Consider the following 18,504-nt stretch of genomic DNA (forward strand, 5'->3'; position numbering starts at 1 on the left):
CACAGAAGTTTCATGGCCCTGCACCTGTGGGAGTGAGCCTGCTCACGAAAGCAGTTTGGCGAGCTCAGAAGCTTCAGCGCCCGGACTGTCCTCTTCGCAAGCAAGCTCACTCTCACAGTAGATGACCTACTGTGCCTGCTATCCTCCGCCCATGACCCCATTCCCGACCCTCACCGCCCTGCCCCTTCAACTGCGCACGCCTCAGGTGCGGGATCTGGCATGGGTGATCCTCTCGCCGCCGATGCTCGCGCTGACCGAATGGCCGCAGCGCCATCCCTTGAGCGGCAGTGACTGGGTGCAGAATCCCGAGGCACTGGACGCCTTTTTGCGAAGTCTCGACCAGGACAGCGGCGCTCTCATTGAATGGCTGTCGCGCCGTTCGATTCGGCGTCTGGGCCTGTATTACGAACGCCTCTGGCATTTCGCGATCCTGCACGCGCCGGGGGTGGAGACGATTGCCGCCAACCTGCCGATTCGAGTCGGCGGACATACGCTGGGCGAGCTGGACATGCTGTTGAGGGACAAGAACGGCATTCATCACGTTGAATTGGCGATCAAGTTTTATCTGGGTGAACGGGACACCGACCGCCGGGATCCAGCGAACTGGCTGGGACCGGGATCCCATGATCGGCTGGGCTTGAAGCTCGCCCACCTGAGTCAACATCAGTTGCCGATGTCGGGACGTGAGGAAAGTCGGGAAGCGTTGTCAGCGCTGGGGATTGAAACGTTCGATGCGGCGCTCTGGCTGGGCGGTTATCTGTTCTATCCATGGCCCGACACAGGTGCTTCCCCACAGGGCGTGCACGCCGAGCATTTGCGCGGGACATGGGTTCATCACCAGGACTGGCCGGCCTTTACCGCGCAACACCCCGAAGGACGCTGGCAACCGCTGCCGCGCCATGCGTGGTTGGGGCCTGCCCGGTATGACGAGGTGTGGACCGCAGAAGCGTTTGAGACCTGGCGCGAGCAGCTCCCGCCTACGGCTCAAGCGCACTTGCTGGTGCGCCTGACCGAACATCCGGAGGGTCATTGGCAAGAGGCCGAGCGCGCCTTTCTCGTGTCAGACCTCTGGCCAGACGTCCCGGACGCAGAGGCGGTCAGACACTCAGTCGCAACACCAGCGCCGCCAGTGTGATCAGCAGCACCGGCAGCGTCAGGACGATTCCGACGCGGAAGTAATAGCCCCAGCCGATACTCACGCCCTTCTGCGCCAGCACGTGCAACCACAGCAAGGTCGCGAGGCTGCCGATGGGCGTGATCTTCGGCCCCAGGTCGCTGCCGATGACGTTGGCGTAGATCATCGCTTCCTGCAACGGCCCGTGCGCCTGACTGGCATCGATGGACAGCAGACCAATCAACACGGTGGGCAGGTTGTTCATGACCGACGACAGCAACGCCGTCAGGATCCCGGTGCCCATCGCCGCGCCCCACAGGCCGTGTTCGGCAAAGCGATCCAGCCAGCCGGCGAGGTACGTGGTCAGGCCTTCGTTGCGCAGGCCATACACCACCAGGTACATGCCCAGCGAGAAAATCACGATCTGCCAAGGCGCTTCTTTCAGCACCTTGCCCGTGGAAATCTTGTGCCCTTTGGCCGCGATGCCCCAGAGGATCGCCGCACACACGGCCGAAATCGCGCTGATGGGCAGGCCCAGGGGTTCAAGGGCGAAGCACCCTATCAACAGAATCCCCAGCACCCACCAGCCGGCGATGAACGTGGGCCGGTCCTGAATGGCCGACGCTGGCTCAGCCAGCTGCGAGGCGTCGAAGGTTTTCGGGATGTCGCGACGGAAAAACAGCAGCAGCACCACCAACGTCGCGGCCACGCTCACCACGTTGACCGGCACCATCACCGAGGCGTAGCGATTGAAGCCGATGCCGAAATAATCGGCAGACACGATGTTCACCAGGTTCGACACCACCAGCGGCAGGCTCGCGGTGTCGGCGATGAACCCCGCTGCCATGACGAACGCCAGCGTGGTCGCCGGCGAAAACCGCAGTGCCAGCAGCATCGACATGACGATGGGCGTGAGAATCAGCGCGGCGCCGTCGTTGGCGAACAGCGCCGACACCAGCGCGCCGAGCAGCACGATGAACGCGAACAGCCTGCGTCCGCGGCCGTTGCCCCAGCGCGCCACGTGCAGCGCCGCCCAGTTGAAGAACCCGGCTTCGTCGAGCAGCAGGCTGATGATGATCAGCGCGATGAAGGTGCCGGTGGCGTTCCAGATGATGTGCCAGACCTGGGGAATGTCCGACAGGTGCACGACACCGAACAGCAATGCCAGAACCGCGCCGAACGTCGCGCTCCAACCGACGCCCAAGCCTTTCGGCTGCCAGATGACTAATGTGATGGTGACCAGGAAAATCAGCGCGGCAGTGAGCATTTAGCGTTTGGTTCTCGGGAGAAGGATGGCAAGGATGCCGAGCAACGGCAGGTAGGAGCACAGGGTATAGACGTAGACAATGCCGTGAAGATCCGCGAGGTGTCCCAATAATGCCGCGCCGATGCCACCGAAGCCGAACATCAGGCCGAAGAAAATCCCGGCGATCATGCCAACGTTGCCCGGCACCAGCTCTTGCGCATACACGACGATGGCCGAAAACGCCGAGGCCAGGATGAAGCCGATGATCACGCTCAGCACGCTGGTCCAGAACAAGTCGGCGTAGGGCAAGGCGATGGTGAACGGCGCCACGCCGAGGATCGAGAACCAGATGACGGCCTTGCGGCCGATCTTGTCGCCGATCGGTCCGCCGAAGAACGTACCGGCCGCCACCGCCGCGAGGAACATGAACAGGTGCAGCTGCGAACTGGCGACGGTCAGTTGGAATTTGTCGATCAGGAAAAAGGTGAAATAGCTGGTGAAACTGGCCATGTAGAAATATTTGGAGAACACCAGCAGCGCCAGCACGATCAACGCGCCGGTCACCCGCCCTTTGGACAGGCCGTGAGTCGCGGCGTGCCCGGCCTTGAGCTTGAACAGCGCTAAATGCTTTTTATACCAGCGGCTGATGGCGTACAGCAGCCCCACGGAGAACAGCGCGATCAGGGCGAAATAGGCGATGTGGCCTTGGCCGAACGGAATGATGATCGCCGCCGCCAGCAACGGCCCGATGGCTGAGCCGCTGTTGCCACCCACCTGAAAGCTCGACTGCGCCAGCCCGAAACGCCCGCCAGACGCCAGGCGAGCGATGCGCGAAGCTTCCGGATGGAAGGTCGACGAACCGATGCCGATCAGGCCCGCCGCCAGCAGGATGAGCGGGAAGCTGCCCACCGTCGCGAGCATCAACACCCCCGCCAGAATGCACAGCGACCCGACTGGCAGCACCAGTGGGTTCGGGTGGCGATCCGTGTAGTAACCGACCCAGGGCTGCAGCAACGACGCCGTGACCTGAAACGTCAGCGTGATCAGCCCGACCTGAGTGAAGCTCAAGCCGTACGACGCTTTGAGCATCGGATAGATCGACGGCAGGATCGACTGGATCAGGTCGTTGAGCAAGTGCGCCAGCGCCACTGCGCCAATAATGCGCAGGACCAGTGGGCTGGATTGAGGGGGCGCGGGAGCTGCGGTCGAAGGGCTAGTGACGGCCATCGGGTTCATCCATCGAACGGGTGATGTGCCGCACGCAATGATGACAAGATATGTCAGCGGCACCGAGGGCCGTCAATGTGCCATTTTTTGGGGCAGTGGTGCCACGTTTTGTTGCGGGACTTATTGGGCGTGCAAACAATACCCTGCTGCCAACACTAAGCGGGAATCGAATGCTGAGTTTCAACGCAGGCCATGGGAGTCGGCTTGCTGGCGGATGCGGTCTTTCAGTCAACGCCTCTATGACTGACTGACGCTTTCGCCAGCAAGCCGGCTCCCACACAGGGGCAGCAGGATAGGGCTCATGCAGCCGAGTGCATCGCCTGCCGCCGCTCCAGCGCCCCGTCCACGTCATGCAACGACACCTTCGAGGTTTCCGGCAACGCCAGACCGCCGATCAGACCCAAGACCGCGACCGCAATCAGGTAAAACGCCGGGGACAGGTTGCTGCCGGTCATCCCAATCAGCCAGGTCGCCATCAACGGTGCGGTGCCGCCGAAGATGGTGTAGGCAATGTTGTAGGTGATCGCTGAAGCGGTGTAACGGGTGCGGGTGGGAAACGTCTCGGACAACAGCGCCGCGGTCACCACGTTGCACAGCACCGCGCCGGTGGCCAGCAGCATCACGCCGATGATAGAGCCTGCGAACGAGCCGGAACTGGCCATCAGAAACGACGGATACACCACCACGGCCAGCAGGACACAAGCCGTGATGACGGTCGCACGGCGTCCGACCTTGTCGGAAAACGCTCCGGCCACCGGGCACAACAACGAGGCAAACAGCAGCGCGAGCAGCGACACCAGCAACGCCGTTGCACGGCTCAGACCACCGGCGACTTGCAGGTAGGTCGCGAAGTACGTGGTGAACATATAGAAGGAGAGTGCCGTCAGCGAGATAAACGCGCCGAGGGCGAGAATTGCGCCGCCATGATGGTGCAGGGTTTCCTTGAGCGGCGAGTGAGCCACCGCGTGTTCCTCCGTAACCGCCTGGAACGCCGGGGTTTCGTCCAGCTTCCAACGCAGGTACAGGCCGACCAACCCCAGTGGCGCGGCGACCAGGAACGGCACGCGCCAGCCCCAACTGCTCATGGCCTCCGCCGAGAGCGAGGCTTCCAGCGCGTAAGCGAAAATCGCCGCCGAGGCGAACGCCGCGAAGGTCGAGACCGGCACGAAACTGCCGTACCACGCCCGTTTGCCCCGTGGAGCGTGTTCCATCAAATAGGCGCAGGCCCCCGCGTATTCGCCCCCGGCTGAAAAGCCCTGGGCGCAACGGATGATGGTCAGCAGGATCGGTGCGATCACGCCGATGGCGGCATAGGTAGGCAGCACCCCAATAAGGGTCGTGGCTCCCGCCATCAACAGGATGGTGAAAGCCAGCGTACGTTTACGGCCAATCTTGTCGCCCAGCATGCCGAAGAACAGCCCGCCCAAAGGGCGAAAGGCAAAGGCCACGGCGAACACCGCGAAAGTCTTGAGCAACGCCGCGCTGGCATCACCGCTGGGGAAAAACTGCTGAGCGATGGTGGTGGCCAGGAATCCGTAGACCGCAAAGTCGAACCATTCGACGAAGTTGCCGATGCCGGCCGCTACGATGACTTTTCTCAAGGTGGCAGGGTCAACCTGCTCGATGGCTGGAGTGGTCATGAAAACCTCGGCGCGCGTAGGAAAGATCCGATTATCGGTACAGCGCCTGAGCCGCCTTACTCCAGAAGTGTCGTTGACGTACTCAGGACCGACCTGTCATGGGGTCCGGTCCGCAGGATTCGTGCCAGCCGTACGCAGCGGCTGAGGCAGGTCCGCGTTTTTCTAAACGCTGAACCTCGTGGGAGTGGGTTTGCTCACCCACAAGGATCGCCCAGAGTGAACACTCAACGGTAGCGCTTCAAAGCACCGCTGGCTCGCTTGCCTTGCAACCCTCCGGTATGCACGAAGACCAGACGCGTGCCGTTCGCGAACCGCCCCGCCTCCACCGTCTGCTGCAAGGCGAGCAGTGCTTTGCCGGTATAAAGGGGTTCGAAGGGGACGCCGCTTTGCGATTCGCTCGTTTCGATAAAGGCCAGCAGTGAGGCATCGATTTTGCCGAATCCTCCGCGACTGGCATCGAGCAATTCGTAGCGGGCATGGGCGTCAGCACCGACAATGGCCGTCACGTTTTCGGCAACCCCATGCCCCGTCGGCACCGCCATCGCGCCGTACACCTTGCGAGGTCGGGATTCGGCCAGCACCAACCCGGCCAGCGTTGTGCCCGTTCCACAGGCCAGCCACCAGCCGTCATAGTCGTCCCAGCCGATGCCAGCCCGTTGATCGCAAGCTTGACGCACGATCTCGGCACAACCCAACGCCCCTTCCCGCCCACCGCCGCCTTCGGGAATCGGAAACAGCTGTGGATAACGCTCGCGCCACGGCGTCCAGAAATTCGCGTCGTGCCGGGCGCGATAACCGGCGTAGCCGAGCCAGTGAAGCTCCATGCCGAAGGCTTGAAGGTCCAGCACCGTGGGCGTTTCCACCGGATGCCCCCGTAACAGGCCGACCGTGGGAAAGCCGAAGCGCTGCCCCGCCGCCGCCAGCGCATGCAGGTGATTGGAATGCGCCCCGCCCAGACTGATCACCCCGTCGGCGCCCGTCTTTCTTGCAGCGGCGAGGTGGTGAGAGAGCTTGAACCATTTGTTGCCGCTGATCAGCGGGTCGATCAGATCAAGACGCAGGATCGCGACGCTGACGCCGGATGCGGCGAGCCAAGGCAGGTTCAGGGGTTGGAGCGGGGCTTGGGGGAGCATGACGATCGGCACACGGCGAAAAGTCCGAAGTCTACCGCACAGACCCGCTTGACGCTGAACGCTGTGAAAGGTCCCCACTCAGACTCGCCTGACGCCAACCTCTGTGGGAGTAAGCTTGCTCACGAACGCGGTGTATCTGTCCTGTAAAAGCTGACTGACAGGACGCCTTCGTGAGCACGCTCTCTCACCCAGCAGCGACTCAAGCCAAGGTGGAAGCGCTTACAGCTCCGCCGCCAACCGCGAGCCCTGGTTGATCGCCCGTTTGGCATCCAGCTCTGCTGCGACGTCCGCGCCGCCGATCAAATGCACGTTCTGCCCGGCTGCTTGCAACCCATCGTAGAGCTCACGCAACGGGTCCTGCCCCGCGCAGATCACCACATTGTCCACCGCCAGCAGCTTCTCTTCGCCATCGGCACCGATGCGGATGTGCAGGCCGGCGTCGTCGATCTTCAGGTATTCGACGCTGTTGAGCATTTGCACGTGCTTGTTCTTCAAGCCTGCGCGGTGGATCCAGCCAGTGGTTTTGCCGAGGCCGTCGCCGACTTTGGTAGCCTTGCGTTGCAACAGAAACACCTGACGCGCCGGGGCATGGGGATGGGGCGTGATGCCCGCGATGCCACCCCGTGCTTCCAGCGCGCTGTCAATGCCCCATTCTTCCCAGAACGCGTCGCGATCAAGGCTTGTGGACACGCCTTGGTGCACCAGAAACTCCGAGACGTCGAATCCGATGCCACCCGCGCCAATCACCGCCACCGAATGGCCCACCGGTTTGCGCTGCAGAATCACATCGAGGTAGCTGAGCACTTTGGGGTGATCAATGCCGGTGATCGCCGGCACGCGCGGCGCGATGCCGGTTGCCAGGATGACCTCGTCGTAGCCTTTGCCAACCAGATCCTCCACCGCGACGCGGGTGTTCAGGCGCACATCTACGCCCGTGGTCTGCAATTTGCGGCCGAAATAGCGCAGCGTCTCAAAGAATTCCTCCTTGCCCGGCACGCGTTTGGCAATGTTGAACTGGCCGCCAATCTCGCTCGCTGAGTCGAACAGCGTCACCTCATGCCCGCGTTCGGCCGCCACCGTCGCAGCGGCCAGCCCCGCCGGCCCGGCACCGACCACGGCGATTTTCTTGATCTGTTGCACCGGCAGGTAGTTCAGCTCGGTTTCGTGACAGGCCCGCGGGTTGACCAGGCAGCTGGTGAGCTTGCCGTCGAAAATGTGGTCCAGACACGCCTGGTTGCAGCCGATGCAGGTGTTGATCTCGTCGCCACGACCGGCAGCGGCCTTGTTGACGAACTCGGGGTCTGCAAGAAACGGCCGCGCCATGGACACCATGTCGGCGTCGCCTTCGGCCAATACGGCTTCGGCGACTTCCGGGGTGTTGATGCGGTTGGTGGTGATCAACGGGATCGACACCGCACCGCGCAGTTTCGCCGTGACCTTGGCGAAGGCCGCGCGGGGCACTTTGGTGGCGATGGTCGGGATTCGCGCTTCGTGCCAGCCAATGCCCGTGTTGATGATCGTCGCACCGGCCTGCTCGATGGCCTGGGCCAATTGCACCACTTCTTCCCAAACGCTGCCGCCTTCGATCAGATCAAGCATCGACAGGCGATAGATGATGATGAAATTCGGCCCCACGGCCTCGCGCACCCGCCGCACGATTTCGATGGCCAGACGCATACGATTTTCATAGCTGCCGCCCCAGCGGTCAGTGCGGTGGTTGGTGTGCGCTGCAAGGAACTGGTTGATCAGGTAGCCTTCCGAGCCCATGATTTCCACGCCGTCGTACTCGGCGGTCTGGGCCAGGGTCGCGCAGGTCACGAAATCCTGGATCTGCTTTTCGATGCCCTCCTCATCCAGCTCTTTGGGCTTGAACGGGTTGATCGGCGCCTGAATCGCACTCGGCGCAACTTGCTTGGGGCTGTAGGCATAACGGCCGGTGTGCAGGATCTGCATGCAAATCTTGCCGCCCGCCTCATGTACGGCGCGGGTAACGATGCGATGGTGTTCCGCCTCTTCCGGCGTGGTCAGTTTTGCCGAACCGCTATAAACGCCGCCTTCCACGTTGGGCGCCACGCCGCCGGTAACCATCAGACCCACCCCGCCTCGGGCACGCTCGGCGAAATAAGCCGCCATGCGTTCGAAACCCCCGGGCTTTTCTTCAAGACCGGTGTGCATCGACCCCATCAGCGTGCGGTTGCGCAGCGTGGTGAATCCCAGGTCCAGGGGAGCCAGCAAATGCGGGTAGTGGGCGGCGGCCATATGAAACTCCATCAAGCATCATCACGTAGGCGCGAGCGCTCTTGGGCGCCCGTCGTTTATTCGGGACTACAGCGCAGTCCCCGTTCATGACGCCGACAGTAAACAGCATCGTGGTCACGCTCAATGACCGGTTATCACAATTTAATGACCGAAACGCGCAGCGTATTACGGGGATGTTTAACCGCACAGCCCCATCAATCGCTAGATCCCGTGAAGACGGCGGACAAACGACAGGCTCAAGCGCCGCCTCATCGTTTACGCAGCTGCCGCCAAGTGTCGACGCTGTAAACGAGCAGCCCAAGCCAGATGAACACAAACGCTGTCAACGTCGCTGGCGCCAGCGCTTCGCCAAACACGGTCACGGCCAGAATCAGCACCAGCGTCGGCGCAACGTACTGCAGAAAACCCAGCGTCGAATACGGCAGGTGCCGTGCAGCTGCGTTGAAACAGAGCAGCGGAATGAGGGTGATGAGCCCCGCGAGGGCCAACAGCATCACTTGATGACTGAACAGAAATGCGGGCTGAAAGCTCTCCGACTCCGGGTGAAAGGCCACCCAGCCGAGTGCCAGCGGGACCAGCAGCCATGTCTCGACCACCAGCCCCGGCAGTGCGGCCACCGGCGCGCGTTTGCGAATAAGGCCGTAGAAACCGAAGCTCAAGGCCAGGGTCAATGAGACCCACGGTAGGCTGCCAACCTGCCATACCTGCTGCACGACCCCAATGCTCGCCAACCCCACCGCCACCCATTGCAATCGGCTTAGGCGCTCGCCCATCAGCAACATCCCGAGCAACACGTTGATCAGCGGGTTGATGTAATAGCCGAGGCTCGCCTCAAGCATGCGTCCGTTATTCACCGCCCACACATACACCAGCCAGTTGGTCGCGATCAGACAGCCGCTGACCGTCAACACCCCAAGCCTGCCAGGGTGTTGCAGCAGCTCCCGCCACCAGCCGGGGTGTTTCCAGACCAGCAGCATCGCCGAGCCCAGAATCGCCGACCACAGCACCCGATGGATGATGATCTCCACGGCTGGCACGTTCTGCACGGCCTTGAAATACAGCGGGATGAAGCCCCACATGAGGTACGCGCTGAGGCCCAGCAGGTAGCCTTTGCGCGGGTTGACGGCAGTTTGCATCAGGATCCTTCCGGCATTCTTATCAAAACGGCTGACGAGGATACCGGTCAGTCAGCGGTTTATCGAATCATTCGCGAGTCGGGGTTCTGCCTGACACCGCAACCGTTGCAGGAGGCGGCGCCAAACAGGGATGGCTTGTCCCCTGAGACACTCGGCGCAAGTCAGAGCGGTCTGTCAGATCAGCAAGATAACGGGGTCTATCCATCCCGATGTGTCGGCAATCGAAGCCGGGTTCCAGGTGGGTCAACACGATGTCCAGGTTCCCAGTGATGCACGAAAAAACGCAACACGCTTAAATCGCTTCGGTCAGACGCCGTTTTCCCGTAGCCTTGGCGCCATCCATCCACCCGGCAGCAGCTCATTAAGGCCCACACGCTCCTCCCCATGCGCAAAGTTCTTGGCTTCCTCGCCGCGGTCGTGCTGGCGATTCTTCTGACCAGCTATGGGCTGTGGACCCATAAGCGCCACGCCGGCCATTACCTCACCGATCTGCGCATCCAACTGGTGATCAACGATGGCGAGCCAGGGGACCACGGCAACCTGCTCGGCATTCAGCCCGAGCTGTTTCCTTCGGATTACTCCAGCCTCAAACGCCTGCATCGCAAGCTGGCGGCCTATCTGCAGCAGGCGCGTGAACACGGCTTGATCAATGACAAAACCATCGTCGTGCTGCCTGAACACATCGGTACCTGGCTATTCGCCGTCGACGAGAAGTCGCAGTTCTATGAGGCGGCGACCATCGAAGAAGCCATGAACTGGCTGGCCTTCAGCAACCCGGTGTTGTTTATCGACGCGCTGTTGCACGCCCGGGGGGAAAGCCGGCTCGATGACGCCCACCTGCGCATGAAGGCGCGCAGCATGGCGCAGGATTACCAGAGTGTATTCGGTGGGCTGGCCAAGGAATTCGGTGTCACGCTGGTGGCCGGCTCGATCGTCTTGCCAGCACCTGAGGTGCACAACGGTCAACTGCAGGCGGGCAAAGGCGCCCTCTACAACAGCAGCGTGGTGTTTGGGCGCGACGGCTTGCCCATCGGCCAACCGCAGCGCCAGCTGTTTCCCTCCTGGTATCAACGCGGCTACATCCGCTCCGGCAAGGACGCGCCGCTGAACGTCATCGACACACCGGCCGGTCGACTGGCCACGCTGATCGGCAGCGACAGTTGGTATCCCGACAATTACGTGCGGCTCAACGCCAGCGGCGCCGAGTTGATCGCCGTGCCGGCCTTCGTGGCGGGCAATGGCAGTTGGTCCCGGCCGTGGCGCAGCGATAAACACCCCACGCTGATGAGCCCTCTCGATCCAGAACCCAAACCGTTGACCGAGGGCGAGGCCTGGCGAAGCTTGTCGCTCACCCCGATCAGCACCGCCAAGGCTGGCATCAGCGTGTTCATGCGCGGGCAATTCTGGGATCAGGGCAGTGCCGGTCACAGCTTTGCGACACGCGGCGGGCAAAGTGTCGCCGAGCGTTCCATCAGCGCAGCGCTCAAGGGGGCCAAACCCGGCCACGGGGCGCGACTGATCAATCTGTGGTTGTGACCGATGAGCGCGCTGCAGGTACGTTTGGGAGATTTGTCGGTCGGCTTCGTGCATAACCTGGCCGACGCCGTACGCAGCACCGGCCACGACCCGCAACCCCTGCTCGACCAATACGGCCTGGACGCTGCACGGCTGGGTGAAGCGGGTGCGCGTCTTTCGATCCCGCGCTACATGCGTCTGGGGCACGCGGCGATTCAATTGACCGGCGCAGCGAGCCTGGGCCTGAAGATGGGCCAACTCAGCCGCTTGAGCCAGGCCGGACTGGCCGGCGTCACCGCCGCGCAGGCGCCGACCGTGCGGGAAGCGGCGCGCACGCTGATTCGTTTCGATGCGCTGTACGGCTCCAATTATCGCGGCCAGTCGAGCTTTCACGAAGACAGCGCAGGCGCCTGGCTGCGTTTCTACTCCATCAGCCCCTACAACGATTACAACCGTTTCGTCGTCGACTCCATCCTCAGCGGCTGGCTGCACCAGCTCTCGACGCTCGCCGACACGCCGATTGTGGCGGAACGCATCGAAATCGAATTCGATGCGCCGGGCTATACCCAGGATTACGCCGGGTTGAGCGATCAGCCAGTGGTCTTCGGCGCGGGCCTCAATCAACTGCGTTTGAGCCAGCGAAGCCTGGGGCTGCGCAACCCCGACCACGTGCCGAGCACCTGGCGCCATTTACTGCAACTGTGCGAACGGGAACTGGAGCAACGCACGCGCACTCGCACCTTGCGTGAACGCATCACTCAGTTGCTGGGGCCGTTGCTCAATGGCGGGAGGGAACCGGACCTGGAAGAAGTGGCGGCCCGGTTGAAGCTGCCGACCTGGACGTTGCGTCGCCGGCTGGCAGAGGAAGGCACACGCTTTCGTGCGGTTCTCAATGACACACGTCGCGATCTGGCGATGACCTATATCCGCGACACGGAGCTGGCCTTTGGCGAGATCGCCTATTTACTGGGGTTTGCGTCGGCAGAGGCTTTTCAACGCGCCTTCAAACGGTGGAACGGACAGACCCCTGGCGAGTTCCGCCGCAGCCAGCGTCAGTCGGTCTGATCACTCTCTTACAGCTCGGTCGCGTCATCGGCGGGTTCGAGCGGGTCGAGTTCGTAAGCCTGATACTCCAACAGTTCTTCCTGGTAGTCGTCCATCACTCATGCCCTCATGGCGGGTGTGTTGCGTTTCGGTGTCGTTTTTTGTCGTTTCAGCGACTGTTGCCACTGACCACGACCTTCACCCTAAAGTGCCCTCATGAACGAACCATGAAAGCTTGTTGAACAATCGACGACGGAAACGCGCGAACAGGATCGATGCTTCCGTACCAAGGCTCTGGGGCGGGATCTGTAGCCAGCCATCGGAATGTTTAGTCCAAGAAAATTCATCGCGCAAGGGGTCAGGATAATCGGGCGGATTCTATTCGTGAGCACGCTCCTGCCATGGGGTTCGAGGGAGATAACCCTGTTTGGGAAGCGTGAGGAGTTTCTGTGGGAGTGAGCGTGCTCCCGAAAGCGTCAGGCCCCCCCATCCACGCAGCCTGATGCATGACCTTCGTAAGCAAGCTCACTTCCATGCAAGACCTAGTTGGCGACCAAGGTGATCACGTTGCGCTTGACGACCAGAACCGGCTCGCCATAGTCTTCCCGCCATGAACCTTACCCAGCAATGTTTCGGCCAACGAATTATTACCGCCATTCCAGTCATGGCGGGTTAGCCGACGTTTGCACCGAACCCGCCCTTGGAGGCGGGTTTTTTCTCTCTGTCTCCCCGGGCCCCGAACCTCGAACCAGGAGTCAGACATGTTCATCATTCGCCCTTCCCTCGCCCCTCTTTCTGCACGCCTGATCATCGCCGCCCTTACGACGAGGACGACACGATGACCTCGACGGTTGCGCTCAGCCCAGTCAGCCACGACCTGCTGAATCACTATGCCCGCAAGATCCTTACCTCCCGCGTCTACGACGTCGCCGTCGAAACCCCGCTGCACGGCGCTCGCCAGCTCTCCGAACGCCTCGGCAATCAGGTGTTGCTCAAGCGCGAAGACCTGCAGCCGGTGTTCTCCTTCAAGATTCGTGGGGCTTACAACAAGCTGGCGCAATTGAGCGCGGAAGAAGTTGCGCGGGGCGTGGTCACCGCGTCGGCGGGCAATCATGCCCAGGGCCTGGCGCTGGCGGCGAAGACGTTGGGCGTGTCGGCCACCATCGTCATGCCGAAAACCACGCCGGAGATCAAGGTCGAGGGCGTGCGCTCCCGAGGCGGAAACGTCGTGCTGCACGGCGACTCTTTCCCCGAGGCGTTGGCGTATTCCCTGAAGCTGGTCGAGGAAAAAGGCTACGTCTACATCCACCCCTACGACGACCCTGACACCATCGCCGGGCAAGGCACAGTGGCCATGGAAATTCTCCGTCAGCACCCGGGCCGACTGGACGCGATCTTCGTCCCGGTAGGCGGCGGCGGACTGATCGCGGGCATTGCGGCCTATGTGAAATACCTGCGCCCGGAGATCAAGGTGATCGGCGTCGAACCGAACGACTCCAACTGCCTGCAACAGGCCATGGCCTACGGCGAGCGCGTGGTGTTGCAGCAGGTCGGCCTGTTCGCGGATGGCGTCGCCGTGGCGCAGATCGGCCAGCACACCTTCGACATCTGCAAGGATTACGTCGATGAAGTGATCACCGTCAGCACCGACGAAATCTGCGCGGCGATCAAGGACATCTACGACGACACCCGCTCGATCACCGAACCTGCAGGTGCGCTGGGCGCGGCGGGGATCAAGAAATACGTCGAGCAATACGAGGTCAAAGGCCAGACCTTTGTCGCGATCGAATCCGGCGCCAACGTCAATTTCGACCGCCTGCGCCACGTCGCCGAACGCGCCGAACTGGGCGAAGGCCGTGAAGCCATCATTGCCGTGACCATCCCCGAGCAGCCCGGCAGTTTCAAAGCGTTCTGCGAGGCCGTGGGCAAGCGCCAGATCACCGAATTCAACTACCGCTACCACACCGATCGCGAGGCGCACATCTTCGTCGGCGTGCAGACCCATCCGGAAAACGACCCGCGCAAGGCGCTGATCGCCAGCCTTACCGACCAGGGTTTTCCGGTGCTGGACCTGACGGACAACGAACTGGCCAAACTGCACCTGCGGCACATGGTCGGCGGGCATTCGGAGCGGGTCAGCGATGAAATGGTCTTCCGCTTCGAATTCCCCGAACGGCCCGGCGCGCTGTTCAATTTCCTGAATAAACTGGGCGGTAAATGGAACATCTCGATGTTCCACTACCGCAACCACGGCGCGGCGGATGGCCGGGTGGTGGCGGGCCTGGTCGTGCCGGAAGAGGAACGGCACCTGGTGCCCAAGGCGCTGGCGGAGATTGGCTATCCGTATTGGGATGAGACCCATAACCCGGCGTACCGGTTGTTTCTAGGGTAGCGCAGATGTTCGCGCTGTCCTCGATCCGGAGGGAGCCAGCAAGCCGGCTCCCACGGATGCGGCGTCGGTGCAGATTTTATGACCTATGCATGACCCTTGTGGGAGCCGGCTTGCTGGCGAAGGCGGTTTGCCAGTGAGCATAGAATTTCCCACATGTTCTATGTTCGGCATGTTGTGCGCGGTGCCTGAGGAGCGCCATCCCGGCACTCCCACGTCTTCGGCACAAGCTGGCAGGTGCCAGGCACGAAACCGCCGCCGGCATGACCCAGACCTGTGGCAGTGAGTGACACAATCACTGCGCTGGAGTGGCCTCTGGCGCGGTTGCTGGAGCGGCTTCGGCGGCAGGCGCCGGCGCGGGCTCTGATGGTGCGACGGCTTCGGCCTTCACTGGTTCGGGCTCAGCGGGCGCCGGCATGGGCTCGCTGGTTTGCTCAGCGGCCGCCGGTGGTGTGGTCGGCGTGGCCAGCGGCGCAGGCGTGGCATCAGGGGATGGGGTCTGAGCCGGCTTCTGCTCGGTCAGTGCAGCCGCCTTCGCGGGCGCAGGCTCAGGCATGCCCAGATCGGTCTTGGGTTTTTCTTCAATGTGCGCGGCTTTCTTCACTTCAGGCGGCAGGAAGTTTTCCACCAGCGCGAAGAAACGGTCGTAAAACTTGGATGACGCCACCGTCTCGCTCGCGACCTTGACCATGGAGTCGTCGGTAGAGCCAATCGGCATCGACACCGAGCCCAACACCCCCACCCCCAGGCTTGCCGAGTTGTTCACCTTCTTCAATGCGTAACGGTCCTGCAGGGCGTTGGCGAACATCGTAGCCTTGCCATCTGCACTGCCATCCGCCGCACAGACCACGTTGAAGCTGATTTCCATGTGCGTTTCGCCGGTCTGCTGGAAACTCTTGTGCCCGGCAATCATCTTTGGATCGCTGCTGGTGATGATGTACCCCTGACTCAGCAAGGCACGCCGGCCTGCCTCGCAGGTGGCGGCATCGGAAACAGGGTAATTGCGCGAGAACGTCCCGGCGTCATCGAAGTTTTCGTGCTCGTAAATGGCCTGTTTCTTGGACGAGCAGCCTGCGGCGGTCAGCAGGGCGAGCGCCCAGCATGCAGTACGAAAGCTCATTAATTTAGACATCAAACATCCCGGGGAAAAAGGTCAACAGAACAGCGGACCGGAGAAAACGCCGGTAAGTCTGCAACAAGCCCGGCGACGGATCAACGCACAGTTTGCAACCATGTGGATACATCGAAGCTCTGACCGCCGCGCTATGCCGCATGAAGCGGGCTGGCTGGCGGCCTGGCGGCAGCCCTGGCGAAAAATCGGAACCACCGGCAAATTGCTGAATGGGAGCAGGAATCGACTGACGGTCGCCCTCGTTCGCCCCGCCGCCGCCATATCAGACTTCGCCGCGCTCCAGACGTACGCCCAGAAACTCAAGGGCGCGCCAATAGCCTGGATACGTCTTGGCGACGCACTCCGGGTCTTGAATGCGCACACCTGACACCTTCAACCCCGCCAAGGCAAAGCACATGGCGATGCGATGATCAGAGTGGGTGTTGATCAATGCATCGCTGTGGGTGCCTGCCAGACCTGGGTCGGACGCCACCAGCAGATCGTCGCCCTCGACCGTCGCCAACCCTGAACGCACCTGATTCAGGCCGTCGTGAAGCGCCTGAACGCGGTCGCATTCTTTGACTCGCAGGTTGGCCAGATCGACGAAGCGTACCGGTGTGTTGTTGAACGCGGCCAACACCGCCAGGGTCGGGATCGCATCCTGCATCTGCGAGCCGTTGATCACTGCCTGCATGTTCGGGAATTGCGCGATCATCTCCATCGCCCTGGCGTCGGGCTGGGTGAACGCCTCGGCAGCTACGCCCAGATCGATTTTGCCGCCGGTGAGCGCTTCTGCCGCCCAGAGGTAAGTAGCCGCAGAGGCATCGGGTTCAATGTGGTAGTCACAGGCGGTGTAGCCGGTCGGTGACACCCGCCACAACGCGTCGTCGACCACTTCGACCTCGGCTCCGAAGGCGCGCATACAGGCCAGGGTCAGATCGATGTAGCCGCGAGCGCCGATTTCCTTACCGGTCAGGGCCACTTCAATAGGGGCCTCACCGCACGCCGCGACCATCAACAGCGCCGAGACGTACTGGCTGGACAGGCCGCCATCGATTTCGAAGCGTGTCGCTTTGATCGAGCCCGTGCCGTGAATGATCACGGGTGGGCAGCCCGTAACGCTTTCGGCACTGAGACCGCCCTTGCGCAATGACTCAAGCAATGGGCCAATCGGGCGTTTTTGCATGTAATGATCGCCGTCGAGGGTCACGACACCCTTCACAGTCGCGACAGCCGCGGTCAGGAAGCGCACAGCAGTCCCCGCATTGCCGAGAAAAAGCGGGCCTTCGGGGATTTGCAGGTGGCCGCTGCTGGTGACCACGAAACTGGTGTCGTCCGGCTCGTCGATGGTCACGCCCATTTGGCGCAGCGCGTTGGACATGTGCCGGGTGTCATCGCTTTTGAGAGCCCCGCGCAGATGGCTAGTGCCTTTGGCCAGCGCAGCCAGGAGCAGCGCGCGGTTGGTAATCGACTTGGAGCCGGGTGGCGCGACATGCCCCGTCAACGGTACACCGGGTGGGATCACAGTGAGGGTTTGGTTCATGCCCATGGTCCAGCTCTCCAAATTCGAAATCAGCGCCGCTTCAACAAGCCGCCAATCATGGCATTTATCAGCGGGATCTGCAGCAGCCCGTTACGACCGGTCCCGCAGGAAAAGTCAGCTGCTATCGCGTGTTTTGTCGACTCATGCGGTACTGGCGCCCGACCTGCGCCAATGAAGCCAGGGTGTCGTTGTCAGGGCGATAGCCCAATACATCACGCGCTTTGCTGGCGTCCACCGTCAGCGAACCACACAGTTTGGTGTACGTATCTTCCTTGCCTGCCAGCTTGAACAGCCATGCGAGCAGCGAAGGCGGCACCGGGACAGACCAAAGGCGTTTTCGCATACCCTCAGCGAGCGCGACCAGGATCTGATGGGTTGAAACGTCGGAAGCATCGCTGGCGAGGAACAACTGACCCGCGGCGTCAGGGTGTTGAACCGCGAGCGCAATCAGCCTGGCAAGGTTATTCACAGAGATCAGGCTGCGGGCATTGCGCACCTGCGCAAGGGGGCTGGGCAGCCCTTTGTCGACAACCTTCAGCAACGTCCGAAAATTACCCAGCGCCTCGGCGCCGTAGACCAGCGGTGGACGAATGATCACCCACTCGGTAGGGCTGCCGTCGAGCAGCGCGCGCAGACCGTTTTCGGCGTCGAGCTTGGAGCGGTCGTAAGCCACCACCGGTTGCGGCACCGACGCTTCAGTGAAGCGTTCATCGCAGGCGTTGCCATTGACCCGGATCGTGCTGATGAAGATGAAACGCTTGACCCCGACATCCAGGGCGAGCTGTGCGAGTCGAACGGTGGCCTCGTGATTGACTTCACGATAAAGCGCCGGTGCGTCATTGCGCGGGTCCATCACATGCGCTCTGCCGGCGAGGTGCACGATGCAATCGACGCCTTCCATGCAGTCCGTGAGGGACGGCGTGTCGGTGAAATCCTTGGCGCGATAATCCACCCCGGCCACCGATCCGCTACCGCGGCGGGACAGGCCAATGACCGCATGCCCCTGCTCGACCAGCACTTGGCAAAGCCGCGTACCAATGAACCCGGTGGCGCCTGTGACGAGAATCCGCATGATTCGCTCTCCATGAGTGGCCGGAATAATAGGTGCAGAAGCGGCGCCTGACTGCTTTTCGCAGGCATAAAAAAA

13 protein-coding genes are annotated in these 18,504 nt (G+C 61.9%); 4 read left to right on the forward strand and 9 right to left on the reverse strand.

Translation table 11 applies throughout. The features are described from left to right. Positions 1-151: 151 nt before the first annotated feature. A complete protein-coding gene (locus B3N48_RS13160) occupies positions 152-1,135 on the forward strand; it encodes a DUF1853 family protein (RefSeq protein WP_296184189.1) in 984 nt (327 codons plus the stop codon). Here B3N48_RS13160 and B3N48_RS13165 read toward each other — a convergent pair. The 6 genes from B3N48_RS13165 to rarD form a co-directional block, all read right to left on the reverse strand. Next, positions 1,098-2,381, reverse strand: coding sequence for an arsenic transporter (locus B3N48_RS13165; RefSeq protein WP_296184192.1), 1,284 nt, complete (start codon positions 2,379-2,381; stop codon positions 1,098-1,100). The genes B3N48_RS13160 and B3N48_RS13165 overlap by 38 nt on opposite strands. Next, positions 2,382-3,587: an MFS transporter gene (locus tag B3N48_RS13170; protein ID WP_296184194.1), complete on the reverse strand. Its 1,206-nt coding sequence runs from the start codon at positions 3,585-3,587 to the stop codon at positions 2,382-2,384. It abuts the gene before it with no gap. A 299-nt stretch (positions 3,588-3,886) separates the two neighbouring features. Beyond that, positions 3,887-5,227, reverse strand: coding sequence for an MFS transporter (locus B3N48_RS13175; protein WP_296184197.1), 1,341 nt, complete (start codon positions 5,225-5,227; stop codon positions 3,887-3,889). A 224-nt stretch (positions 5,228-5,451) separates the two neighbouring features. After that, positions 5,452-6,360, reverse strand: a complete 909-nt coding sequence (locus B3N48_RS13180) for a 1-aminocyclopropane-1-carboxylate deaminase/D-cysteine desulfhydrase (RefSeq protein ID WP_296184199.1) — start codon at positions 6,358-6,360, stop codon at positions 5,452-5,454. Between the two features lie 219 nt (positions 6,361-6,579). Further along, entirely contained in the window at positions 6,580-8,619 is a 2,040-nt protein-coding gene (locus B3N48_RS13185) for an NADPH-dependent 2,4-dienoyl-CoA reductase (RefSeq protein WP_296184201.1), read from the reverse strand. Between the two features lie 248 nt (positions 8,620-8,867). Then, positions 8,868-9,755 (reverse strand): EamA family transporter RarD, encoded by an 888-nt coding sequence (rarD, locus tag B3N48_RS13190; protein ID WP_296184204.1) that lies wholly within the window; start codon positions 9,753-9,755, stop codon positions 8,868-8,870. A gap of 384 nt (positions 9,756-10,139) precedes the next feature. On the opposite strand from rarD, the gene B3N48_RS13195 reads away from it, so the two are divergent. The 3 genes from B3N48_RS13195 to ilvA all read left to right on the forward strand — a co-directional run bounded on the left by B3N48_RS13195 (position 10,140) and on the right by ilvA (position 14,706). Beyond that, the gene (locus tag B3N48_RS13195; protein ID WP_296184206.1) at positions 10,140-11,291 is read left to right on the forward strand and encodes a carbon-nitrogen hydrolase family protein; all 1,152 of its coding nucleotides are present in this window, start codon (positions 10,140-10,142) and stop codon (positions 11,289-11,291) included. 3 nt (positions 11,292-11,294) lie between these two features. Then, a complete protein-coding gene (locus tag B3N48_RS13200; protein ID WP_296184209.1) occupies positions 11,295-12,335 on the forward strand; it encodes an AraC family transcriptional regulator in 1,041 nt (346 codons plus the stop codon). 817 nt (positions 12,336-13,152) lie between these two features. Continuing rightward, positions 13,153-14,706 (forward strand): threonine ammonia-lyase, biosynthetic, encoded by a 1,554-nt coding sequence (ilvA, locus tag B3N48_RS13205; RefSeq protein ID WP_296184212.1) that lies wholly within the window; start codon positions 13,153-13,155, stop codon positions 14,704-14,706. 292 nt (positions 14,707-14,998) lie between these two features. On the opposite strand, the gene B3N48_RS13210 is transcribed toward ilvA, so the two are convergent. From B3N48_RS13210 to B3N48_RS13220, 3 genes are all read right to left on the reverse strand, one after another. Then, positions 14,999-15,835 (reverse strand): DUF2242 domain-containing protein, encoded by an 837-nt coding sequence (locus B3N48_RS13210; protein ID WP_296184215.1) that lies wholly within the window; start codon positions 15,833-15,835, stop codon positions 14,999-15,001. Between the two features lie 262 nt (positions 15,836-16,097). Continuing rightward, entirely contained in the window at positions 16,098-17,363 is a 1,266-nt protein-coding gene (locus tag B3N48_RS13215; RefSeq protein WP_296184217.1) for a 3-phosphoshikimate 1-carboxyvinyltransferase, read from the reverse strand. Between the two features lie 115 nt (positions 17,364-17,478). After that, positions 17,479-18,429 carry an NAD-dependent epimerase/dehydratase family protein gene (locus B3N48_RS13220; protein WP_296184219.1) on the reverse strand — a complete coding sequence of 317 codons (951 nt, stop codon included), beginning with the start codon at positions 18,427-18,429 and terminating at the stop codon, positions 17,479-17,481. Positions 18,430-18,504 lie beyond the last annotated feature (75 nt).

Origin of the sequence: Pseudomonas sp. UBA1879, assembly GCF_002338065.1 — a bacterium.
Classification (GTDB): Bacteria; Pseudomonadota; Gammaproteobacteria; order Pseudomonadales; family Pseudomonadaceae; genus Aquipseudomonas.

Excerpts from the sequence above, each read along its gene's own strand:
- B3N48_RS13160 (WP_296184189.1), top strand. The coding sequence starts at position 152 with ATGACCCCATTCCCGACCCTCACCGCCCTGCCCCTTCAACTGCGCACG.
- B3N48_RS13165 (WP_296184192.1), bottom strand. The coding sequence starts at position 2,381 with ATGCTCACTGCCGCGCTGATTTTCCTGGTCACCATCACATTAGTCATC.
- B3N48_RS13170 (WP_296184194.1), bottom strand. The coding sequence starts at position 3,587 with ATGGCCGTCACTAGCCCTTCGACCGCAGCTCCCGCGCCCCCTCAATCC.
- B3N48_RS13175 (WP_296184197.1), bottom strand. The coding sequence starts at position 5,227 with ATGACCACTCCAGCCATCGAGCAGGTTGACCCTGCCACCTTGAGAAAA.
- B3N48_RS13180 (WP_296184199.1), bottom strand. The coding sequence starts at position 6,360 with ATGCTCCCCCAAGCCCCGCTCCAACCCCTGAACCTGCCTTGGCTCGCC.
- B3N48_RS13185 (WP_296184201.1), bottom strand. The coding sequence starts at position 8,619 with ATGGCCGCCGCCCACTACCCGCATTTGCTGGCTCCCCTGGACCTGGGA.
- rarD (WP_296184204.1), bottom strand. The coding sequence starts at position 9,755 with ATGCAAACTGCCGTCAACCCGCGCAAAGGCTACCTGCTGGGCCTCAGC.
- B3N48_RS13195 (WP_296184206.1), top strand. The coding sequence starts at position 10,140 with ATGCGCAAAGTTCTTGGCTTCCTCGCCGCGGTCGTGCTGGCGATTCTT.
- B3N48_RS13200 (WP_296184209.1), top strand. The coding sequence starts at position 11,295 with ATGAGCGCGCTGCAGGTACGTTTGGGAGATTTGTCGGTCGGCTTCGTG.
- ilvA (WP_296184212.1), top strand. The coding sequence starts at position 13,153 with ATGACCTCGACGGTTGCGCTCAGCCCAGTCAGCCACGACCTGCTGAAT.
- B3N48_RS13210 (WP_296184215.1), bottom strand. The coding sequence starts at position 15,835 with ATGTCTAAATTAATGAGCTTTCGTACTGCATGCTGGGCGCTCGCCCTG.
- B3N48_RS13215 (WP_296184217.1), bottom strand. The coding sequence starts at position 17,363 with ATGGGCATGAACCAAACCCTCACTGTGATCCCACCCGGTGTACCGTTG.
- B3N48_RS13220 (WP_296184219.1), bottom strand. The coding sequence starts at position 18,429 with ATGCGGATTCTCGTCACAGGCGCCACCGGGTTCATTGGTACGCGGCTT.